Source organism: Tenacibaculum holothuriorum (assembly GCF_002120225.1).
GTDB classification, from domain to species: Bacteria; Bacteroidota; Bacteroidia; order Flavobacteriales; family Flavobacteriaceae; genus Polaribacter; species Polaribacter holothuriorum.
The window spans coordinates 307,230-326,570 of record NZ_LAPZ01000002.1; the positions used below are offsets into that span (position 1 = coordinate 307,230).

At 30.9% G+C, this 19,341-nt stretch carries 18 protein-coding genes; 4 read left to right on the plus strand and 14 right to left on the minus strand.

Features of this window, described 5'->3' with window-relative positions; genetic code table 11:
* Window positions 1-36: 36 nt before the first annotated feature.
* Complete coding sequence (locus WH52_RS04355) at window positions 37-1,128, plus strand: CNNM domain-containing protein (protein ID WP_086029708.1); 1,092 nt, start codon at window positions 37-39, stop codon at window positions 1,126-1,128.
* A 69-nt stretch (window positions 1,129-1,197) separates the two neighbouring features.
* On the opposite strand, the gene WH52_RS04360 is transcribed toward WH52_RS04355, so the two are convergent.
* The 5 genes from WH52_RS04360 to dxs all read right to left on the minus strand — a co-directional run bounded on the left by WH52_RS04360 (window position 1,198) and on the right by dxs (window position 9,149).
* Entirely contained in the window at window positions 1,198-3,999 is a 2,802-nt protein-coding gene (locus WH52_RS04360) for a TonB-dependent receptor (protein ID WP_086029709.1), read from the minus strand.
* 55 nt (window positions 4,000-4,054) lie between these two features.
* Window positions 4,055-4,786 carry an energy transducer TonB gene (locus WH52_RS04365; protein WP_086029710.1) on the minus strand — a complete coding sequence of 244 codons (732 nt, stop codon included), beginning with the start codon at window positions 4,784-4,786 and terminating at the stop codon, window positions 4,055-4,057.
* 352 nt (window positions 4,787-5,138) lie between these two features.
* Entirely contained in the window at window positions 5,139-5,825 is a 687-nt protein-coding gene (locus tag WH52_RS04370) for an energy transducer TonB (RefSeq protein WP_086029711.1), read from the minus strand.
* Window positions 5,826-6,162: 337 nt separating this feature from the next.
* The gene (gene hflX, locus WH52_RS04375; RefSeq protein WP_086029712.1) at window positions 6,163-7,368 is read right to left on the minus strand and encodes a GTPase HflX; all 1,206 of its coding nucleotides are present in this window, start codon (window positions 7,366-7,368) and stop codon (window positions 6,163-6,165) included.
* Between the two features lie 20 nt (window positions 7,369-7,388).
* Window positions 7,389-9,149, minus strand: a complete 1,761-nt coding sequence (dxs, locus tag WH52_RS04380; protein WP_086029713.1) for a 1-deoxy-D-xylulose-5-phosphate synthase — start codon at window positions 9,147-9,149, stop codon at window positions 7,389-7,391.
* Window positions 9,150-9,214: 65 nt separating this feature from the next.
* On the opposite strand from dxs, the gene rsmI reads away from it, so the two are divergent.
* Window positions 9,215-9,886: a 16S rRNA (cytidine(1402)-2'-O)-methyltransferase gene (gene rsmI / locus WH52_RS04385; RefSeq protein ID WP_086029714.1), complete on the plus strand. Its 672-nt coding sequence runs from the start codon at window positions 9,215-9,217 to the stop codon at window positions 9,884-9,886.
* Window positions 9,887-9,892: 6 nt separating this feature from the next.
* Here rsmI and WH52_RS04390 read toward each other — a convergent pair whose 3' ends face one another.
* Genes WH52_RS04390 through WH52_RS04410 form a run of 5 tightly spaced genes read right to left on the minus strand, consistent with a single transcriptional unit; the run spans window position 9,893 to window position 12,904 of the window.
* Window positions 9,893-10,597 (minus strand): hypothetical protein, encoded by a 705-nt coding sequence (locus WH52_RS04390; RefSeq protein WP_086029715.1) that lies wholly within the window; start codon window positions 10,595-10,597, stop codon window positions 9,893-9,895.
* On the minus strand, window positions 10,597-11,262 hold the full coding sequence (locus WH52_RS04395; RefSeq protein ID WP_086029716.1) for a hypothetical protein: 666 nt from the start codon (window positions 11,260-11,262) through the stop codon (window positions 10,597-10,599). The genes WH52_RS04390 and WH52_RS04395 overlap by 1 nt, the downstream gene beginning before the upstream one ends.
* The gene (locus tag WH52_RS04400; RefSeq protein WP_086029717.1) at window positions 11,253-11,906 is read right to left on the minus strand and encodes a hypothetical protein; all 654 of its coding nucleotides are present in this window, start codon (window positions 11,904-11,906) and stop codon (window positions 11,253-11,255) included. The genes WH52_RS04395 and WH52_RS04400 overlap by 10 nt, the downstream gene beginning before the upstream one ends.
* Complete coding sequence (locus WH52_RS04405) at window positions 11,907-12,554, minus strand: hypothetical protein (RefSeq protein WP_086029718.1); 648 nt, start codon at window positions 12,552-12,554, stop codon at window positions 11,907-11,909.
* An 11-nt stretch (window positions 12,555-12,565) separates the two neighbouring features.
* Window positions 12,566-12,904 carry a PadR family transcriptional regulator gene (locus WH52_RS04410; protein ID WP_086029719.1) on the minus strand — a complete coding sequence of 113 codons (339 nt, stop codon included), beginning with the start codon at window positions 12,902-12,904 and terminating at the stop codon, window positions 12,566-12,568.
* A gap of 152 nt (window positions 12,905-13,056) precedes the next feature.
* Between WH52_RS04410 and WH52_RS04415 the strand changes: the two genes are divergently transcribed.
* Both WH52_RS04415 and WH52_RS04420 read left to right on the plus strand, forming a co-directional pair.
* The gene (locus WH52_RS04415; protein WP_086029720.1) at window positions 13,057-14,103 is read left to right on the plus strand and encodes a ferredoxin--NADP reductase; all 1,047 of its coding nucleotides are present in this window, start codon (window positions 13,057-13,059) and stop codon (window positions 14,101-14,103) included.
* Between the two features lie 48 nt (window positions 14,104-14,151).
* Window positions 14,152-14,811: a LysE family translocator gene (locus WH52_RS04420; protein WP_086029721.1), complete on the plus strand. Its 660-nt coding sequence runs from the start codon at window positions 14,152-14,154 to the stop codon at window positions 14,809-14,811.
* Here WH52_RS04420 and mgtE read toward each other — a convergent pair.
* The 4 genes from mgtE to WH52_RS04440 form a co-directional block, all read right to left on the minus strand.
* The gene (mgtE, locus tag WH52_RS04425) at window positions 14,808-16,157 is read right to left on the minus strand and encodes a magnesium transporter (protein WP_086029722.1); all 1,350 of its coding nucleotides are present in this window, start codon (window positions 16,155-16,157) and stop codon (window positions 14,808-14,810) included. The two genes, WH52_RS04420 and mgtE, sit on opposite strands and share 4 nt — an antisense overlap.
* Window positions 16,158-16,298: 141 nt before the next feature.
* Window positions 16,299-17,102 carry a 16S rRNA (adenine(1518)-N(6)/adenine(1519)-N(6))-dimethyltransferase RsmA gene (rsmA, locus tag WH52_RS04430; RefSeq protein ID WP_086029723.1) on the minus strand — a complete coding sequence of 268 codons (804 nt, stop codon included), beginning with the start codon at window positions 17,100-17,102 and terminating at the stop codon, window positions 16,299-16,301.
* 84 nt (window positions 17,103-17,186) lie between these two features.
* The gene (locus tag WH52_RS04435; protein ID WP_086029724.1) at window positions 17,187-17,516 is read right to left on the minus strand and encodes a DUF4286 family protein; all 330 of its coding nucleotides are present in this window, start codon (window positions 17,514-17,516) and stop codon (window positions 17,187-17,189) included.
* A gap of 20 nt (window positions 17,517-17,536) precedes the next feature.
* A complete protein-coding gene (locus WH52_RS04440) occupies window positions 17,537-19,312 on the minus strand; it encodes a tetratricopeptide repeat protein (protein WP_086029725.1) in 1,776 nt (591 codons plus the stop codon).
* Between the last annotated feature and the right edge of the window lie 29 nt (window positions 19,313-19,341).

The window sequence follows — 19,341 nt, forward strand, 5'->3', positions numbered from 1 at the left end:
TCTTTTTTCCTTATTTTAGCCTAAAATTTTAAAAGAATGACTTTATTACTCATTTACGCAACAGTTTCTATTTTCTTTTCTTTTTTATGTTCTATACTAGAAGCTGTGTTATTAAGTGTAACCCCTACCTTTATTAATGTAAAAAAGAAAGAGGGAAAAGCTTTTGCTACAGAGCTTGAAGAACTTAAAAAAGATGTAGACAAACCTTTAATTGCTATTTTAACCTTAAATACAATTGCGCATACAGTTGGTGCAATTTTAGTAGGAGTTCAAGCTGAACAATTACCGTACAAATTCGAAATTTTAGGGATAAATGTGGTAGGTATTGTTTCTGCTATTATGACTATTTTAATCTTAGTAGTTTCTGAAATCATACCAAAAACTATTGGAGCTACTTACTGGAAAGGATTAGCAAATTTTACTGCTAAAGCTTTAAACGCTCTTATTTTCCCATTAAAATGGACAGGAATTTTATGGTTATTACAATTAACTACGAAATTAATTGGAGGTAAAGGAGCTCATGGAGAAAGTGTTTTAAGTAGAGAAGATTTTTCTGCAATGACAGATATTGCTGAACAAGAAGGTGTTTTTCAAGAAACGGAAAGTAACGTTATTCGTAATATGATAAACTTTAAAGAAGTTCAAGCTAAACATATTATGACTCCAAGAACCGTTTTAAAAACTGCGGATGAAAACCAAACTATTCAATCGTTTTTTGATGAAAATCAATCGTTACGTTTCTCTAGAATTCCTGTTTATGTAGATAATCCTGATAATATTTCTGGGTACTTCTTAAAAGATCAATTATTACTTTCAATCATTAAAGGTGAAGGTGACAAACCTTTAAAAGAAATTAAAAGAAATATAATTATTGCTAACAGAGATTTATCTATTCCTAACCTGTTTGAAAAATTAATTGAGCAGCGCGAGCATTTAGCTTTAGTTGTAGACGAATACGGAACTGTAAGTGGATTAGTTACTCAAGAAGATGTTATAGAAACCTTATTAGGCTTCGAAATAATGGACGAAAGTGATAATGTTGCAGACTTACAAAACTTAGCTAGAAAAAGCTGGGAAAGACGTGCAAAACGCTTAGGTATTATTGAAGAAGATACTACTGAAGAATAAATTATTTATATAAAAAAAGGAACTGAAAAAATTCAGTTCCTTTTTTTATTTTTGATGATGACTAATTAATTAGTCATTAATTGTCCAAGAAATGTAGTACATAGATCCAATTAAACCAGAACCTGGTGCTACTATATATTCTTTACCAGTTAAGTTAGTTCCTCCTAACTTAAATCTTGATTTTATAGATGGTACTCTATAGTTAACTTGAGCATCTAAAATTGTTCTCGCATCAACAACTCCATCTAAGAATCTAGACTCCCATACAAATGAATTTTGCCAACGTGCATTAATATTAAATCCGAAGTTTTTAAACAAGTTCGCATTACCAAATTGAACTTTAACTTTATGCTCAGGAGTATTGAAACCTGGCTTAAATTCTTCATCAGTACTTCTATCAAATCTAAATCTTGCCCAGTTATACGCTAATCCGAAATCAAACTTCTTAAAGAATTTCGTCTTTAATCCTAAACCAGCACCGTAAGAAGAAACCTCTGCAGTAGAGTTTGTTTTAATAGAAAAACGAGTTAAATCTCTGTTGTTCCATGCGTTTAATAATGCCGCATCAGGAGCCCCGTTAACAAACTCTCCATAATGAGCAACAAATGCAACTTTTTCTGTTAAGAAATCTTCATAATCGTTATAATAACCATTTAAGTCAATCTCTAATAAGTTTGTATCTGTCAAGTTGAAAACTCCACGATAACCAGCTTCAAAAGATTTTACTTTTTCTGGTTTTACTAAATTATAGTTTGCTCTTTGTGGGTTACCTTGGCTAACAGAAAGGGCTGAAAAAGATCTATCAATAGCATCTTGACCAGTTAAAATAGCTGTTGTCCCATCATTATTTGTTACATTAACTGAATATCTAGATAAGTTATCTTGAGCAGTTCCTAAAATATGTGTAGCTCCAGCAAAGAATCCAATATATTGATCTTGAGTAGTTGGATTACGGAAACCTGTTTGGAACGATCCTCTTAAAATATGATCTTTATTTTCACCTAAACCATAACTTAACGATACCCTTGGTGAAAAGTTTCCGTCAAAGTTTTGAGATTTATCATAACGAACAGATCCTGTAAATTTTAAACGATCATCTAAAAATTTCTTTTGAATTTGAGAATATAAACCAAATTCATCAAAAGATATTCTAGAGTTAGCATCTGTATAAATACTTCCTTGAGAATTTAAATTAAATAAACGGTAACTACCACCTACTTGTATCTCTGCCCATTCAATAACATCACGGAAATTATAATTAGCATCTGCATGATAAAAAGCTGATCTATCTAATAACTTAACACCTCCAGCTACATCTGAAGAAACTGTATTTAACGCTGCTTGATATTGTGCTGTTCCTGGAACTAATCTTCCTGTATCTGCAGCAGTTCTTCCTGCTAAATGAGCTGCTTGTGCATTATTAGCTGGCACATTTGGTATATTTCCAGTGAATGCTCTAGCATAAGCTCCGATATATTCTGCAAACCAACGGTTATTAGACTTCCAACTTTCATTTAAATTGATAGCTGCAAAACGTGTATCAAAAGAGTTTCCTGCATCATTTTCAGAGTAATAACCTCTTACGAAGAAATTCTTACCGATAAACTCTAACTTATGTTGCTGTAATAAGAAATCTTTAAGTGTATATCTGTTTGTTCCTTGATATATGTTATTATCTCCTCTATTGTAACGAGAATTCCATACTATTTCTAAATCTTCATTACCAAAAGGACGGAAATGTAAAGAAGCATCAAATTTTAATCCGTTTGCTCTATAATCAACTAAGTCTTTTTCTCTATATCCTGTTCTACTAACATTTACACTAGGAATTACAGCATCAGTTCCAACAGGTAAAATTCCTAAACGAACTAAATCTCTTGCAATACCATTAATATTACCAGAAACTTCATCTCCATAAATATTAACACCGTCATAATTTGGGTCTGAACCTAAATCTCCAACTCTTCTAAACCCTCCAGTTTCAACACCTCCAATTCCTGTAGTATTACTTTCATTATCTGCATGCCAGTCTTCACCTTCAAAATAAGTAAAGTTTACTTTTGCAGCAAATTTATTAGAAAAAGCATGTGCCATTCTAATTCCTACATCGTAAAAATTATTGCTTCCTGCTGCTTCTTGTCTAGTAATTCCTGTTTTAACGTAAGTGCTAATTCCACCGTACTCAAAAGGGTTTTTACTTCTTGCTAATAAGATACCGTTAAATGCATTTGCTCCATAAAGTGCCGATGCTGCTCCTGGTAAAATTTCTACACTTTCTACATCTAGCTCAGAGATACCAGCTAAGTTACCTACTGAGAAGTTAAAGATTGGCACAGAATTGTCTACCCCATCAATTAACTGTACAAAACGAGTGTTTTCAAATGGAGAGAAACCTCTTGTATTTACTGACTTAAATCCGATACTGTTTTCATTAACATCAACTTCTTTTAAGTTTGCTAAATCTTCATAAAACGAGATTGAAGTACCGTTTTTAACATCATTTAATCCTAAACGCTCAATGGTTACAGGAGATTCTATAATTCGTTCAGGAGCTCTCGAAGCAGAAATTACAACTTCGTCTAAAGACAAACTCTCTTTTAGAATTACATTAAGTTCTTGATTTGCATCAGTTACTTCGATGATTTCAGTTTTATATCCAACTGCTGAAACCTCTAAAGTAAATGGAAATTTTTCTTGTTTTGTTAAGGTAAAGTTACCGTCAATATCGGTACTAATTCTTTGTGTAGACGTTTTTACATTAGCACCAGGAAATGGCTCTAAATATTCGTCATAAACTTTACCACTAATAGTTTGTGCTATAGACACAATACTAAATAACATTAAAAAAACAATAGGTAGTTTTTTAATCATAAATTAAAGTTTTTGATTATCTGTTGTTACGTATAAAAAGATTGGAAGAATGATTTTATTCTTCCAACGAAAATGAAATAGGGAATCCGTATTTTACTGAAGTTCTTTCACCGTTTTTCTTTGCAGGAATAAATCTTGGTAATTGAGCAACTACTCTTTTAGCTTCCTCATTTAAGATCTCTCCTCCTTTTGGCCCTAGAGTTTTCACATTAGAAATGTTTCCATTTCTATCGATAACGAAACGAATCCAAACATCTCCTTGAATTCTTTCTCTTACTGCTTGCCCTGGATAACGGAAATATTTTTGAATATGCTTAATCATTTCCATGTTAAAGCAATCCATTCTATCTCCTTTACTTGAGTTTCTACATTCTTCAAATAAAGGAATTTTATCTACAGCACTAAATTTTTGTGCTTTTTTTAATTCTTCTACAGATAAATTACTTGTTAAACTCTTAATATTATCTTTCTTTAAAGCTAAAGAATTTGTTAATGCAGAGTTGTTAACTGTATTATTTACTCCAGAGGTGTTTAAATTATTAATACCACCTGCTACAGAACGCTTTTTAACAGCTTCTCTCTTTTTTAGATATCTACTTCTAGATGAAGATACTTTAACAGTAATTTGTCTTGATTTTTTATCTTTTGATTTTTTAGAATCTTTAATAGTACACTTAGTAATACTATTAGCATCAAAAGAATCTTCTGGTGCTTCACACACTTCTTTTTGAGCCATTAAGCTCAACGAAAAAGAAGAAGTTAATATTAAAAATAATAACTTTCTCATACTTTGGGAGGGTATTAGGGTTACTCAAATAATAATTAAAAACAGATAGTAGGTCGATCAATCTATTAATAACTTTCACTAAGATTTACTTTTTTCAACTCTTATGGAAAACCCAAAAAAGCTAAGCTCTTAGAACCTACAAACTTACACTATTTTTCACTAATTCCAATTTTTTAACACTCTCCTATTAAACTTTTAACATATTCCTATGCTTTTAGTAGGCTTATTTTGTTAATCTCACAAAAAACTAAGAAATAGTTTATTTTTCTTTGTTTTATTTAACTTTTATTGCAATAAAAAAGACAGTGTTTTAACATAAAACACTGTCTTTTTTATTATTTTTTTAAATTATTTACTGTAAACGGTAGTTTATAGGAAATGTATATACAACATTTGTAACTTTTCCTTTATGCTTTCCTGGAATAAATTTTGGAAGCTTTTTAACAACTCTTATCGCTTCTTTTTCTAACAACTTACCATTTTCTGGTCCTATAGTTTGGATGTTTTTTATTTCTCCTCTTTCGTTTATAACAAAGCTTACCCAAACATCTCCTTCAATTTCTTCTAAGAATGCTTTTTCTGGATACGTTAAATTCATTACTATATGATTACGCATCTCGTAATTAAAACATTCTTCTTTATCCATAAAATCTCCTTCACAATTTGCAAATTGAGGTATCTCTTCAACAGTATCAAAAGAAACTCCATTGGTAGTTTTTTCAAAAGCATTTAAAACTAATGCTACTTGTTTTATATTATTTTTAAGTGAAGACGCATCTGTTTCTGAAACCCCAGAAGTATTTAAACTTTCAATCCCTACAGCCTTATTTCTTCTTTGAATTCTTTTCTTTAGGTATCTTTTGCTAACTACAGCAACTTTCGACACCTTTTTGTCTCCTAACTTTTTAACCTCAACATTACACTTGTTAATTGTAAAATCGTCTTCAATCTTGGTTTCTGAACTTTCGCACACTTCTTGAGCAAAGAAATTACTCGTGCTAAAAAGTAGCATTATTACTATGATAAATCTTTTTTTCATAACCTAGTTATTAATTATAATGTAGCATCTATTCTTCTAAAAAAGAGAAATAGATTAACATAGAATAAAAAACCGACTAATAGCGTGAAGCTATTATCGCTTAACTCTAATTGGAATTAATGTTTTTTGAGAAATAGGTTTTGAGAAACTAGGACTTCCTAACTTCAATAAAAAAAGATGTAATAAATGAAATGCTTTTTGGGGTTTAAGATTTTTCATTTGGCTGGGGGATTAAGGGTTATTAATTGCTTTACAAAATTACTTTTTTTTAAGCTTCGATGGATTAAATATAATATTTTTTTATTTAAAAACAAATAATTATCTGTTTTTCTGAATGTTACTCAGTATATTCTTGGTACAAGAAATCGTTGTAAGGAAAACGTTGAATGTGTATTTTTCTTACTTCTTTATAAACCGTTTCTTTAAACTCTTCTAAATTACCTTTATTTAATGCTGAGATAAAAATACTTTCTTTTTGAAGATCATTCATCCAAGTTTTTTTCCAATCTTCTAAAGTATAATGTGCTTTGGTTTTTTCGGTTATCAAATCATCTTCGTCAATAGTTTGATGTGTATAAGCATCAATTTTATTGAAAACCATAACTGTAGGTTTATCTACACTATCAATTTCACCAAGAATTTTATTTACTGAAGCAATGTGATCTTCAAAATTTGGATGAGAAATATCTACCACATGTAGTAATAAATCCGCTTCTCGTACCTCATCTAACGTAGATTTAAAAGACTCTACTAACTGTGTTGGAAGCTTACGAATAAATCCAACTGTATCGGTCATTAAAAACGGAATGTTTTTTATCACCACTTTTCTTACCGTAGTATCTAACGTTGCAAACAGTTTATTTTCTGCAAAAACCTCACTTTTACTAACTACATTCATTAAGGTTGATTTCCCAACATTTGTATAACCAACCAATGCAACTCGAACCATTTTTCCACGGTTCTTTCGTTGTACAGCCATTTGTTTATCAATAGCTACGAGTTTCTTTTTAAGTAAGGTGATTTTATCTCTAATAATACGACGGTCGGTTTCTATTTCTGTTTCACCAGGACCACGCATACCAATACCTCCTTTTTGTTTATCAAGGTGAGTCCACATTCGAGTTAATCGAGGTAATAAATATTCGTATTGTGCTAATTCTACTTGCGCTTTTGCAGAACTTGTCTGTGCTCTGTTCGCAAAAATATCTAAAATTAAATTGGTTCTATCTAAGATTTTACAATCAAGAATTCGCTCGATATTTCTTAACTGAGCAGGACTCAATTCGTCATCGAAAATTGCAGTTCCAATATTGTGTGTTTCGATGTATGCTTTTACATCGTCTAACTTACCTGTTCCTAAAAAAGTTTTCGGATTTGGCTTCTCTAACTTCTGAACAAAACGCTTCACAGCAACTCCTCCTGCTGTAAGTGTTAAAAACTCTAATTCATCTAAATATTCTTCCGACTGTTTTTCGTCTTGATGTTGGGTTATAAGTCCTATTAAAACCGCTTTTTCAGAAATTGCTTTTCTAGTTTCTATCATAAGGATGCAAAATTACGAATTTATTGCAATTGCTTCTCTATAGATGCTACATCTAAACCACATTGTTTTTGAAGTTCTTCAACTGTGCCATGATGAATAAACTTATCTGGAACACCTACTATTTTAATCTTATTTTTATAATTTTTGTTAGACGCGAATTCGCTAATGACGCTTCCAAAACCTCCCTGTACAGTTCCGTCTTCAATAGTAATAATGGTGTTGTGTTTTTTAAAAACCGAATGAAGTAATTCTTCATCTAAAGGTTTTACAAAACGCATGTCGTAATGTGCTATTTCATCTTTATGTTCACAATTATCAATTGCTTTGGTAACATTATTAGCTATTGTACCTATGGTTAAAACGGCTACATTCTCTCCTTCTTTTAAACAAAGACCTTTACCAATTTCAATTTTTGAAAATGGAACTTGCCAATTTTCAATTTCACCTTTTCCTCTTGGATAACGAATCGCCATAGGCTGCTGTAACCCTAATTGAGCGGTGTATAAAATATTACGAAGTTCTATTTCATTTCTTGGAGCAAAAACAATCATATTAGGAATGCATCGCAAATAAGCTATATCGAAAACTCCATGATGCGTCGCTCCATCTTGACCAACTAATCCTGCTCTATCTAAACAAAAAATTACAGGTAAATTTTGCAATGCAACATCGTGAATTATTTGGTCATAAGCTCTTTGTAAAAATGTAGAATACACATTACAAAACGGAATTAACCCTTCTGTAACCATACCTGCAGCTAATGTTACTGCGTGTTGTTCGGCGATTCCCACATCAAAAGTTCTTTCAGGTAATTCTTCTAACATAAACTTTAAAGAACTTCCTGTTAACATTGCTGGCGTAATTCCTACAATTTTCTCATTCTGTTTTGCCAACTCTACTATCGTTTTTCCAAATACATCTTGAAACTTCGTATACTTACTTGCTTGTTTTGGCAAAACCTCTCCCGAAATTTTATCAAATTTACCCGGAGCATGATATTGTACTTGATTTTCTTCCGCCTGCTTTAATCCTTTTCCTTTTGTAGTAATTACGTGCAAGAATTTAGGTCCTTTTACTTCTTTTAAACGATTCAGTTCTCTCAATAATTCCTCAAAATTGTGTCCGTCGATTGGACCTGAATAATCAAAGTTTAAAGCTTCAAAAATATTGTGTTGCTCTACATCGTTTCGAGTAGATTTTATTCTTGTTAAATAATCTTTTAACGCTCCTACCGACGGATCAATCCCGATTGCATTGTCATTTAAAATCACTAATAAACTGGCATCGGTATCTCCTGCATGGTTTAAGGCTTCAAAAGCCATTCCGCTAGCAATGGAAGCATCTCCAATTATTGCAATATGATGTTTTTCATTTTGTTGAAGTTGAGACGCAATTGCCATCCCTAAAGCTGCCGATATTGAAGTAGAAGAATGTCCTACACCAAAAGTATCGTATTCGCTTTCACTTCTCTTTGGAAAACCAGAAATTCCATCTAATTGTCGATTGGTATGAAAAACATCTTTTCTTCCTGTTAAAATTTTATGTCCGTAAGCTTGATGACCAACATCCCAAACCAATAAATCATCTGGAGTGTTAAAAACATAATGCAAAGCAATTGTTAATTCAACCACACCTAAACTTGCTCCTAAATGTCCTTCTTTCGTAGCCACAACATCTATAATAAATGCCCTCAATTCTTTTGCTAACTGTGGAAGTTGTTCTACTGTAAGATTCCTTAATTCTTTAGGATAATTTATGTTTTGTAACAAGGTGTTTTCCATGTCGCAAAAGTACAAAAAGCTTGCTATTAGACTTAGAAAAGCATAAAACTTTGTAGTTTTGCTGTATGAGCAAATTGTATTTAGTACCAACTCCTATTGGAAATTTAGAAGACATCACTTTTCGCGCTATTTCTGTATTAAAGGAAGTAGATTATATTTTAGCTGAAGATACTCGCACAAGCGGAAAGTTATTAAAGCATTTTGAAATTGACACACCTATGCAATCGCATCACATGCACAACGAGCATAAAACAGTAGATACAATTGTGAAACGTTTACAAAATGGTGAAACATTTGCTTTAATTTCTGATGCTGGTACTCCTGCAATTTCCGATCCTGGTTTTTTATTAAGTAGAGCTTGTGTACAAAACAACATAGAGATTGAATGTTTACCTGGTGCTACTGCTTTTGTTCCTGCATTAGTAAATTCTGGGTTGCCCAACGATAAGTTTGTATTTGAAGGTTTTTTACCTGTTAAAAAAGGTAGACAAACTCGTTTGAAATTCTTAGCGGAAGAAAGCCGCACTATGATTTTTTACGAAAGTCCGCACAAGTTATTAAAAACCTTAACTCATTTCTCTGAATATTTTGGAGAAGATCGACAAATATCAGTTTCTAGAGAATTGACAAAATTATTTGAAGAAACCAAACGAGGAAGTATAAAACAAGTTTTATCATATTTCACAACAAAACCCGCCAAAGGTGAAATTGTAATCGTCGTTGACGGGAAAAAATAATTTTTCTTAATTAGCAATTAATTTATATTCTGGATAATGTTTTTCTAGTAATTCTTCAGATTTCTGAGGAATTACAATTAACGTTATATAAGAAACTAGTATAGTTAACACCACCATAAGTGAGACGAAAAACCTTCTTAATTCACTCATTTCTATCAACTCTTTATTATTAGGAAGGGAAAATTCAAACGCATAAAACATAATAAGAACAACACTACCAATTCCTTGAGCCATCATTATATCTTCTAACATCCATTTTTTTCCTGTTTTTGAAGTTTTGTCCTTGATTTTCTTTTTAAACTGATATATTTTAAATAATTCAATAAAAATTATAGTAAAATAAACTGCCATATAAAGATTATACGCTTGGGAAAATTCTTGAAGCTGATAAAAAATAACAAATAACATTATAGTAACTGCTATTTTAGGAAGTTTAAACCACTCTTTAACAAAGCTTAAAATAAGTTTAAAGTATTTTTTATTCATTTGTTTTTGCTTCTCTTCCACCACATTCATAAAACCGAAAACACCAAACTTTTTAAATGACTTATCTCTAGCTTGTTCAAAAGTTAATGCTGGGAATCTCTCCCATATTTGTTCAATATCATTTGCTAAATGATCTACCAACTCTGTTTGTACATCGTAATGCTCAACATAATGCTGACGTGTAAAACTGTATAAATCTTGTATTTGTTGATCGTTTAATTTCATTATGCTATAAGTTGTTTATATATGTTGTTAACTTTTTTATATTCTTTGTTGAAAAAGCTTATTCCGTAAAACGATTGTATTGTAATGAACCAAAAAAACACCGTAGTCAATAATCTATAATTTAATACATCTATCTCAAAAAGTTTTGGCATATATATAAATGCATTTATAAACATTAAAGAAAAAGTTGCCTTACTCAATGCACTTTCTAATTGAACAGATTTACGAACCCTGTATTTTGTTAAATAATAAAACAAAAAAGCTATCATAACTGCTAAATAAGAAAAGAGAACAATTTTAAAAACTAACTCATATTTACTTATTGAATAAAATACAATCAAGTAACTCAAACTAAACACTATAGTAGACGTATTAATTATTGATGTTTTAAAATATTTCCAAAAGCTTCTTCCATATTCTCTAGAATATACGTTTAGTTTTTCGGCTATTACTTTTTCAAAGCAACTTCCATTGAAATTTTCTTTCCAACCTAAAGAAATAAAAGAATCTTGAACAGCGTCTTTAAACTTTTCACCTAAATCAATTCTTTTTTCAACATCTGTTACTACATGGTCTAGCATTTCCATACGGATATCCCAATAATTCACACCATCTTTTTCTAAACGATTTTCTATGTATTGAACTTGTTCTTCAGTTAACTGCATTTCAAACTATATTTTTTTACAGTTAAAAAATGGCGTTTGTATAGTTTTATACCTAATTGACAAACAAACAAACTGAATAGTAACATCGCTATTTCAAAAATATCTAATCCTCCGCTTTGGGTTAAAAACGAACCAAATAACATAAAAGGAAATAGAATATATGGTAATACTTGACTATTGTATAGAAAACTATAAGATGTTTTAATTTTTGACTTTCTTATTAAAAATCCCCCAACAAGAATTAAAGCTGCCGAAATATAAATCCAAACTTGTGCCATAAAGTTTAGTATTTGTATTCCTTTAAAAGAAACTTCCTGTTTAAAATTTAATAACAATAGCATTATGGCAAAAACACTCCAGATTTTAATTGCGTGTGGTTTACCGTATTTTTTAAGTTTTTCAACAACGACTTTGGGTTTTACATAAGCATAACCTAAGTAAACACTTGAGTCTTCTTCTAATAACTTATTCCATTTGAACTTAACTTTTTCAAAAGCTTTTTCAAAACTTACGGTATTAGTAGCTTGCTCTATTTCTGATATAACATGGTCTAAAACTTCAATTCTCACATCAATATATTGTAGCCTTTTTCTATCTAAATACCATTCTATTTGTTGTATTTGCTCTTTGGTTAATTGCATCATCTAGTTTAATAAAGCCTTGTATTTTGTTAAAATAATTTTCTTTTGTCTTCTCAAAACGATATAAGCTGAAACGCCATATATAAAAGTAAAAAACCAATAACCTGTAAAAATAAATTCGTTCTGAATCAACCAATTTTTAAACCCTAAATTATCTGCTAATGTTACCATTAAAAAAGGCAACCATATTTCTGCGCCTAAATATTTAACTTCATCTAATTTTCTTAATGGTTTTTTATTTATCATACCAAAAATGGCAGAAACTATCATTATTAAGTGTGTAGAAACAACAAATATTAACCAAGCGTTTTTGTTACTAATGCTTTTAGAAATTAAAAAAATAATGAATAGAGTCAGTATTGTTATCGGTAATAACTCTCGAGAAGTAAAAAAGCTAAAAAATTGTCTCCATGTTTGTTTTCCATATGTTTTCTTTACATTTTTCACCTCATTATTAATAAAACCTTTTATAAAGTTTTCCTCATTTGATAAGTATTGATAAAAATCATCTCCTCCTTTTACCTCAAAACCACAAATTAAGTGATCCATTAATTCAATTTTCACTTGCGGACTTAAATTTGGAAACTTCTTATTTAAATACTTACTTAAAAACTGTAATTGTTCGTCTGATATTACTATTTTCTTTTCCATATTCTAATACATTATTCCAACCCAAGCTTAGGATTTACCAACTGCTGCATCGTATTTAAAAACTCTTGCATGTCGGCCAACCGATTTACAGTTTCGGTAGTTCCTTGCTCGGTAAGTTTGTAATATTTACGTAAACGATTTCCTACTTTAGCAACTTCAACATCTAATAAACCTTCAGCTTCTAACTTGTGTAGTGCCGGATACAAAGCTCCTTCAGTTATATGCAATTCTCCCTTTGTTAATTCTTTTACTTTTTGTGTAATTTCATAGCCATACATCTTATCATTTTGAGCCAATAGCTTCAAAATAATCGTTTGTAATGAGCCTTTATATAATTTTTGATTTCCCATAATAGTGAGATATTTCTTTATACCTAAAAAACTTAGGTATGCAAATATACATAATTTTCTTATACATAAAAATCTTAGGTATAATTTTATCATTTCAATAACAGCTCATTATTTAATAGTTCGTTATTTTTGCGCCTCAAATAAAAACTTACATGAGTAATTTTTACAAACTAGCTATTCAGAAAGTAATCAAAGAAACTAAAGACGCTGTTTCTATTTTATTTTCAATTCCAACAGAATTAAACAATGCTTTTCAATTCAAAGCAGGACAATACATAACATTAAAAAAAGAAATTAACGGTAACGATATTCGTAGAGCATATTCTATTTGTTCTTCGGAAAAAAGCAACGAAATTAAAGTTGCTATTAAAGCTGTTGAAAACGGAACTTTTTCAGTATTCGCTACTACTCAATTAAACGATGGTGATATAATTGAAGTAAGCCAACCAGAAGGAAAATTTATTTTAGAACCCCAAGAAAACAAAAACTACCTGGGTTTTGTTGCCGGTAGCGGAATTACACCCGTATTATCAATGGTAAAAACTACTTTAGAAAATACTACCACTGCTACTTTTACTTTAATTTATGGTAACAAAACTGCAGAAGACACTATATTTTACAATGAGTTAAATGGTTTACAAGAGCAATACCCTAACCGATTTAACCTACATTATGTTTTTAGTAGAGAAAATGTTGAAGGTTCTTTATTCGGAAGAATTGACAAAGGTCACGTAAACTACTTTATTAAAAACATGCATAAAGATTTTTCTTTCGATGCTGCTTACTTATGCGGACCAGAAGAAATGATTAACATAGCTTCTGAAACATTAGAAGAAAATAACTTCTCTAAAGAAAATATCCATTTCGAATTGTTTACAGCTTCTACTTCAGAAGAAAATACTTCAGAAATTAAAGATGGAGAAACAGAAGTAAAAGTTGTTTTAGATGATGAAGAAGAAAGCTTCACAATGAAACAGACCGACACAATTTTAGCTGCTAGTTTACGTAATAAATTAGATGCTCCATATTCTTGCCAAGGCGGAGTTTGTAGTAGCTGTATTGCAAAAATTACTGAAGGAAAAGCAGTAATGACTAAAAATTCTATTTTAACAGATGATGAATTAGAAGAGGGTTATGTGCTTACTTGTGTTGCTCATCCTACAACCTCTAAAATTGTAGTTGATTTTGACGAAGTATAGTTAAAAACACCCTATATACAAACTTAAAAACTGCTATCTTTATAAACTATGGATATTTCTCAATTTAAAAACCCTTATTTCATTGGTTTTTTTATGGCTTTTATGATTGGGCCAGTGTTTTTTATGCTTTTAAAAACAAGTATTTTAAAAGGAGCTAGAGCTGCTATTGCTTTTGATTTAGGTGTTATTTCTGGAGATATATCTTTTATGTTAATTGCTTACTACGGTAGTAGAACTTTATTAGAAAAAATAAAAGATGATCCTCGTTTATTTTTAGTCGGAGGGTTAATTCTTGTAATATATGGTTTAATCACTTATTTAGATAAAAGCAATAAAAAAGAAATCGACGAAACGAATGTTGAAGTACCCAAAGCCAACAATTATTTTAAACTTTTTATTAACGGGTTCTTTTTAAACTTTATAAATATTGGTGTTTTAGCAGGATGGTTAGGAATAATGGTAGTTATTGGACCTTCACTTGACATGGATCCCAACAGTATTTTTTGGTTCTTTGTAAAAGTTATTATTGGATATGCCTTAACAGATTTAGCTAAAATACTACTAGCGAAGCAATTAAAAAAGAAAATGACTCCTCTAGTTATTTACAGAATTAAAAGAGCAATGGGAGTTGTTCTTATTATTTTTGGAGCTTTTTTAATGCTAAAAGCATTTATTCCTCTTGAAGAGATAATGGATAATGTAAGTTAAAAACCAAGAATAAGCTGCGCTATTAAAAAGTAAATTAAGATTCCAAATATATCATTGCTCGTGGTAATGAAAGGTCCTGTTGCAATCGCTGGATCAATTCCTCTTTTATCTAAAAACAGTGGAACAAAAGTTCCTATTAATCCTGCAACTACTATTACAACCACAAGTGACACTGAAATTGCTAGTGCTTTCATTAAATCTTGTTCATAAACAAACACGAATACAAATAAGAACAACGCTAAAACTACTCCGTTTAGTAAAGCAAGAAGCATTTCTTTTATCAATCTACTTTTTATACTTCCTTTTACATCATCATTCGCTAAACCTTGCACAATAATTGCTGAAGATTGAACTCCAACATTACCTGCCATTGCCGCAATTAATGGAGTAAAAAAGAACAGAACTGCGTTTTCTTCAAAAGTATGTTCAAACTTACCCATTATTAAAAAAGCTCCAATACCACCTAACAATCCTAAAAACAACCAAGGTAAACGAGCTTTTGTTAAGTCTAAAATACTATCATCAGAATCTACGTCTTGTGTAATACCCGCTGCTAACTGATAATCTTTCTCCGCTTCTTCTTTAATTACATCTACAATATCATCAATTGTAATCCTACCAACCAAAACACCTAATTCATCTACAACAGGAATAGCTTCTAAATCGTACTTACGCATAACATTAGCAACATCTTCTGCAGAGTCATGTACATTTACAGAATCTACTCTTGGTATATACACGTCAGCAATTTTTGCTCTGGTTGATGCCATTAATAAGTCTTTTAAAGAAAGGCGCCCTTTTAACTTTCCGTCATCATCTATTACATAAATAGAATGTACTCGCGTTACCTCTTCGGCTTGTACACGCATTTCTTTTACACAAGTTAACACATTCCAGTTTTCGTTAACTTTTACCATTTCCTTTGCCATTAATCCTCCGGCAGAATTTTCATCGTAACGTAAAAGTTCTACAATTTCTTTCGCGTGCTCTTTGTCTTCTATTTGTTGCATTACCTCCTGCTTACGATCTTCAGGAAGTTCTGCAATTACATCGGCAGCATCATCGGTATCTAATTCTTCTATTTCTTCGGCAATCTCTTTATCGGTAAGCTGTTCAAGAATTTTTTCACGAACATCATCATCAACATCCATCAGTACTTCTGAGGTTGTTTCAGAATCTAATAAACGAATAATATACACTGCTTCATCAAACGATAATTCGTCTAATACTTCAGCAATATCTGCATGGTGAACATCGGTAAAAAAATCGGCTAATTGGGTATTATTCTGCGCTTGTACTAAGTTGCGCACATCTTTTAAAAGCGCTCTGGTTATCTCTAATGCCATAGCTTATTCGTTTTTACTCGAGTTGAGATTTATATTCTATTTTCTAAGCTATTGTGCTTTGAAAAAGTTATTCATTGACTAGTTCTCGATACAATTTTTCGTTCCTCAAAATTACTCGAACTGATAACACAATAGTTACTTCTAAACGTTATCGTTAGCTAACATTTTTGTTAACTCGATAAACTTTTGCACCGATAATTGTTCGGGACGCATCGCAAATATAGGGTCTTCTTTTAAGGTATCCGAAAGATTGAAAGATTTTAAACTGCTTCGAAGCATTTTTCTTCGTTGATTAAATGCAGTTTTCACTACTCTAAAAAAGAATTTTTCATCTACTGGTAAAGTATAATTTTCTTTTCTGATTAATCGGATTACTCCAGAGTCTACTTTCGGTGGTGGATTAAATACCGATGGCGGAACTGTAAACAAATATTCTGCATCATAGAAAGCTTGAGTTAGTACCGATAATATTCCGTAGGTTTTGCTTCCTTCTTTTTCGGCAACTCTTTGTGCTACTTCTTTTTGAAACATTCCAGAAAACTCAGGTACCAAATCACGATTCTCAATAGCTTTAAAAACTATTTGAGATGATATATTGTATGGAAAGTTACCAATAATAGCGACTTGCTCTCCGTTAAACGTTTTGGATAAATCTTGCTTTAAAAAATCTCCTTCAATAATACTGAAGTTATCGGTAGAAGTATCTAATTTAATATGCTCTACGGGAAATGTTTCGTGTAAATATTCAACAGATTCAGAATCGAGTTCCATCACTGTAATCTTTGGTTTCTTTTCAAGTAAATACTTGGTAAGAACTCCCATTCCTGGACCAATTTCAAGCACATTATTATATCCGTTTTCAGTTAATGAATCGGCTATTTTTTTGGCAATATTTTCGTCTTTTAAAAAGTGTTGCCCTAAATGTTTTTTAGCTTTTACAGTCATGTTTTTATCTCGATGTTTCAGTTTTTAGATACAAGAATAAAGAGTCAATCTTATTCTAACATCTTGATTTTTTTTCTGAAAAGATTAATTACTATTTACTGTTGGGTAAAATTCATTAATTACTTTTAACTCAGTACGGAAAGCTAACATTTTATCAGCAAATTTCTGCATTCCGTCTGTACGTAATTTTTCTGCATCGTACTTATAGTAATCGTCTAAATCTTCTCTTGTTTTAGCTGTGTACTGGATTGAATAGGTTACTCCGCCCATATCTTCTTTTACTAAAACCTGAGTCATTTTAGCACTTACAAATCTTCCTGTTGCTAATACTTCTGGAATATGATTTTCTATCCACACTAACCATTCTGCGTGAACACTTTCATCTATATTAACTGTTACGTTGTATATATACATTTTACTCCTTTTAATGGTTTTTAAATATTGTCTCCTCTTAGCTTTCGATACTTCTTTCGAGCATCAACTAAATAGATACTATTTGGGTGGTCAAAAATAATCTTTTGATAGTATTCTTTTGCCTTTTCTGTATTATTTAATTTGTTATTGTACAACTCTGCTACTTTGTAATATACATCATCTACTAAAATTCCTTTTTCATCTACAGCTAAAACTTTTGCATAAACTAAAAGGGCTTCGTCGTACATTTTCTTTCTCTCATATAATGTTGCTTGTTTAAACAACATATCATCTTCAATAGATTGTCCTTTGTAATTTGCTATAACATCTTCTATTACAGTTATTGCTTCGTCATTTTTTTGTTGATAAGCAAGTAAGTCTGCCTTTGCATATTCTTTTAATCCTGTTGAAATACTGTCTTTCGGTTCATTGTCTGATATTACTAAAAACAAATAAGCGGCATCGTTAGCAGTTAACTGAGAAGTAGAACCTTTTAAAACTTTTAATTGTGCTTTTGCCCACTTGAAATCTCCTTTAAAATATGACGTTTGTGCACCTCTATATCTTGCCTCCTGACCTAATCTACTATTTTTATGTTTCGTCTGTACTTGAGCAAAGTATATTAATGCTTTATTAAACTTTTCAGCAAAAACCAATGCTTCACCTAACTTAAGCTTCACTAAAACTTTTAAATATGGTGAATTTGCAAATTTTTTAGCTTCTTCTAAAATTTCTATTGCTTTCCTTGGATTCTTCTCTTTAAACAATACATAATTAGCATACGATACTTGAATAGGAACTGTATTACTATTTACTCCATAATCCTTTAACGCATTTAAAAACTGTTCTTCAGTATCAGCGCTTTCTTCTTTAACAGCTATTAGTAACTTTCTGTTAAGCGCAAAGAATTTATCTCTTGGATAATTGGTTCGTTCAATAACCATATCGAAACACTCTTTGGCCACTTGGTAATCTTCATTTTCAAAAGCTATTTTGCCCAATTCTTTAATTCCAGATAAATTATCAGCATCTCTAGCCAATAATGCTTTATGCTGAATTAAAGCCTTATTGTATTCTTTTTGTTTGATAAATAACCATGCTAATAGGTTGTTCCAAATATCTTTTGGATTACTGTTCGATTTTCGTAATAAAGCTCTTTTAAAGGAAACATTGTTTTCATTTTCTGAATCATCAGTAATGTATCTACTCGTAAACCTTTTTACTGTACTTAGATAGTTTTCATTTTTATCAACCATATCTACATACGATGCAAACATTTTATCAAACTCTCCTTGCTCACCATAAATCTGGGCTAACTGAAATCCGTAGTTAGCTCCATTATTTTTTTGCATTGTAAGCTCATACGCTTTAATTGCTAAGTTGAGTTTGGAATAACTTCTGAAAAAATTAGCGATAATTCCGCCAAAACTTGGTTGTTTATTTATGGAGTTAATTGCTTTTTCATATTCAACATTTGCTAATTCCTGATTTTGCTGACGCTCATAATTTTGTCCTAAAATTACATTTAGGTAACCTAAATCGGGCTGTTGCTTCAATCTACTATTTATCAAATTTTCTACAATATGAAACTGATTGGTTTCTTGATAGCATTTTACTAACCTTTCTAAATATGTAGTGTTATATGGACTTTTATCATATAAAGACTTATATAACTGAATAGCCTTTTCATATTCATTATTTCTAAAATAATTTTCAGCAACAATAAATTGATTCTGTTGCCCGAAAACGAACATGCTAAACCATAAAAAAGAAATAAATAGAATATATTTTTTCATCAATTATTTAAAAAAATTAATATCACCTA

Excerpts from the sequence above, each read along its gene's own strand:
- WH52_RS04395 (WP_086029716.1), bottom strand. The coding sequence starts at position 11,262 with ATGCAGTTAACTGAAGAACAAGTTCAATACATAGAAAATCGTTTAGAA.
- mgtE (WP_086029722.1), bottom strand. The coding sequence starts at position 16,157 with ATGGCATTAGAGATAACCAGAGCGCTTTTAAAAGATGTGCGCAACTTA.
- WH52_RS04370 (WP_086029711.1), bottom strand. The coding sequence starts at position 5,825 with ATGAAAAAAAGATTTATCATAGTAATAATGCTACTTTTTAGCACGAGT.
- rsmA (WP_086029723.1), bottom strand. The coding sequence starts at position 17,102 with ATGACTGTAAAAGCTAAAAAACATTTAGGGCAACACTTTTTAAAAGAC.
- WH52_RS04405 (WP_086029718.1), bottom strand. The coding sequence starts at position 12,554 with ATGGAAAAGAAAATAGTAATATCAGACGAACAATTACAGTTTTTAAGT.
- WH52_RS04420 (WP_086029721.1), top strand. The coding sequence starts at position 14,152 with ATGGATATTTCTCAATTTAAAAACCCTTATTTCATTGGTTTTTTTATG.
- WH52_RS04390 (WP_086029715.1), bottom strand. The coding sequence starts at position 10,597 with ATGAAATTAAACGATCAACAAATACAAGATTTATACAGTTTTACACGT.
- hflX (WP_086029712.1), bottom strand. The coding sequence starts at position 7,368 with ATGATAGAAACTAGAAAAGCAATTTCTGAAAAAGCGGTTTTAATAGGA.
- rsmI (WP_086029714.1), top strand. The coding sequence starts at position 9,215 with ATGAGCAAATTGTATTTAGTACCAACTCCTATTGGAAATTTAGAAGAC.
- dxs (WP_086029713.1), bottom strand. The coding sequence starts at position 9,149 with ATGGAAAACACCTTGTTACAAAACATAAATTATCCTAAAGAATTAAGG.
- WH52_RS04415 (WP_086029720.1), top strand. The coding sequence starts at position 13,057 with ATGAGTAATTTTTACAAACTAGCTATTCAGAAAGTAATCAAAGAAACT.
- WH52_RS04440 (WP_086029725.1), bottom strand. The coding sequence starts at position 19,312 with ATGAAAAAATATATTCTATTTATTTCTTTTTTATGGTTTAGCATGTTC.
- WH52_RS04365 (WP_086029710.1), bottom strand. The coding sequence starts at position 4,786 with ATGAGAAAGTTATTATTTTTAATATTAACTTCTTCTTTTTCGTTGAGC.
- WH52_RS04355 (WP_086029708.1), top strand. The coding sequence starts at position 37 with ATGACTTTATTACTCATTTACGCAACAGTTTCTATTTTCTTTTCTTTT.
- WH52_RS04360 (WP_086029709.1), bottom strand. The coding sequence starts at position 3,999 with ATGATTAAAAAACTACCTATTGTTTTTTTAATGTTATTTAGTATTGTG.
- WH52_RS04400 (WP_086029717.1), bottom strand. The coding sequence starts at position 11,906 with ATGATGCAATTAACCAAAGAGCAAATACAACAAATAGAATGGTATTTA.
- WH52_RS04410 (WP_086029719.1), bottom strand. The coding sequence starts at position 12,904 with ATGGGAAATCAAAAATTATATAAAGGCTCATTACAAACGATTATTTTG.
- WH52_RS04435 (WP_086029724.1), bottom strand. The coding sequence starts at position 17,516 with ATGTATATATACAACGTAACAGTTAATATAGATGAAAGTGTTCACGCA.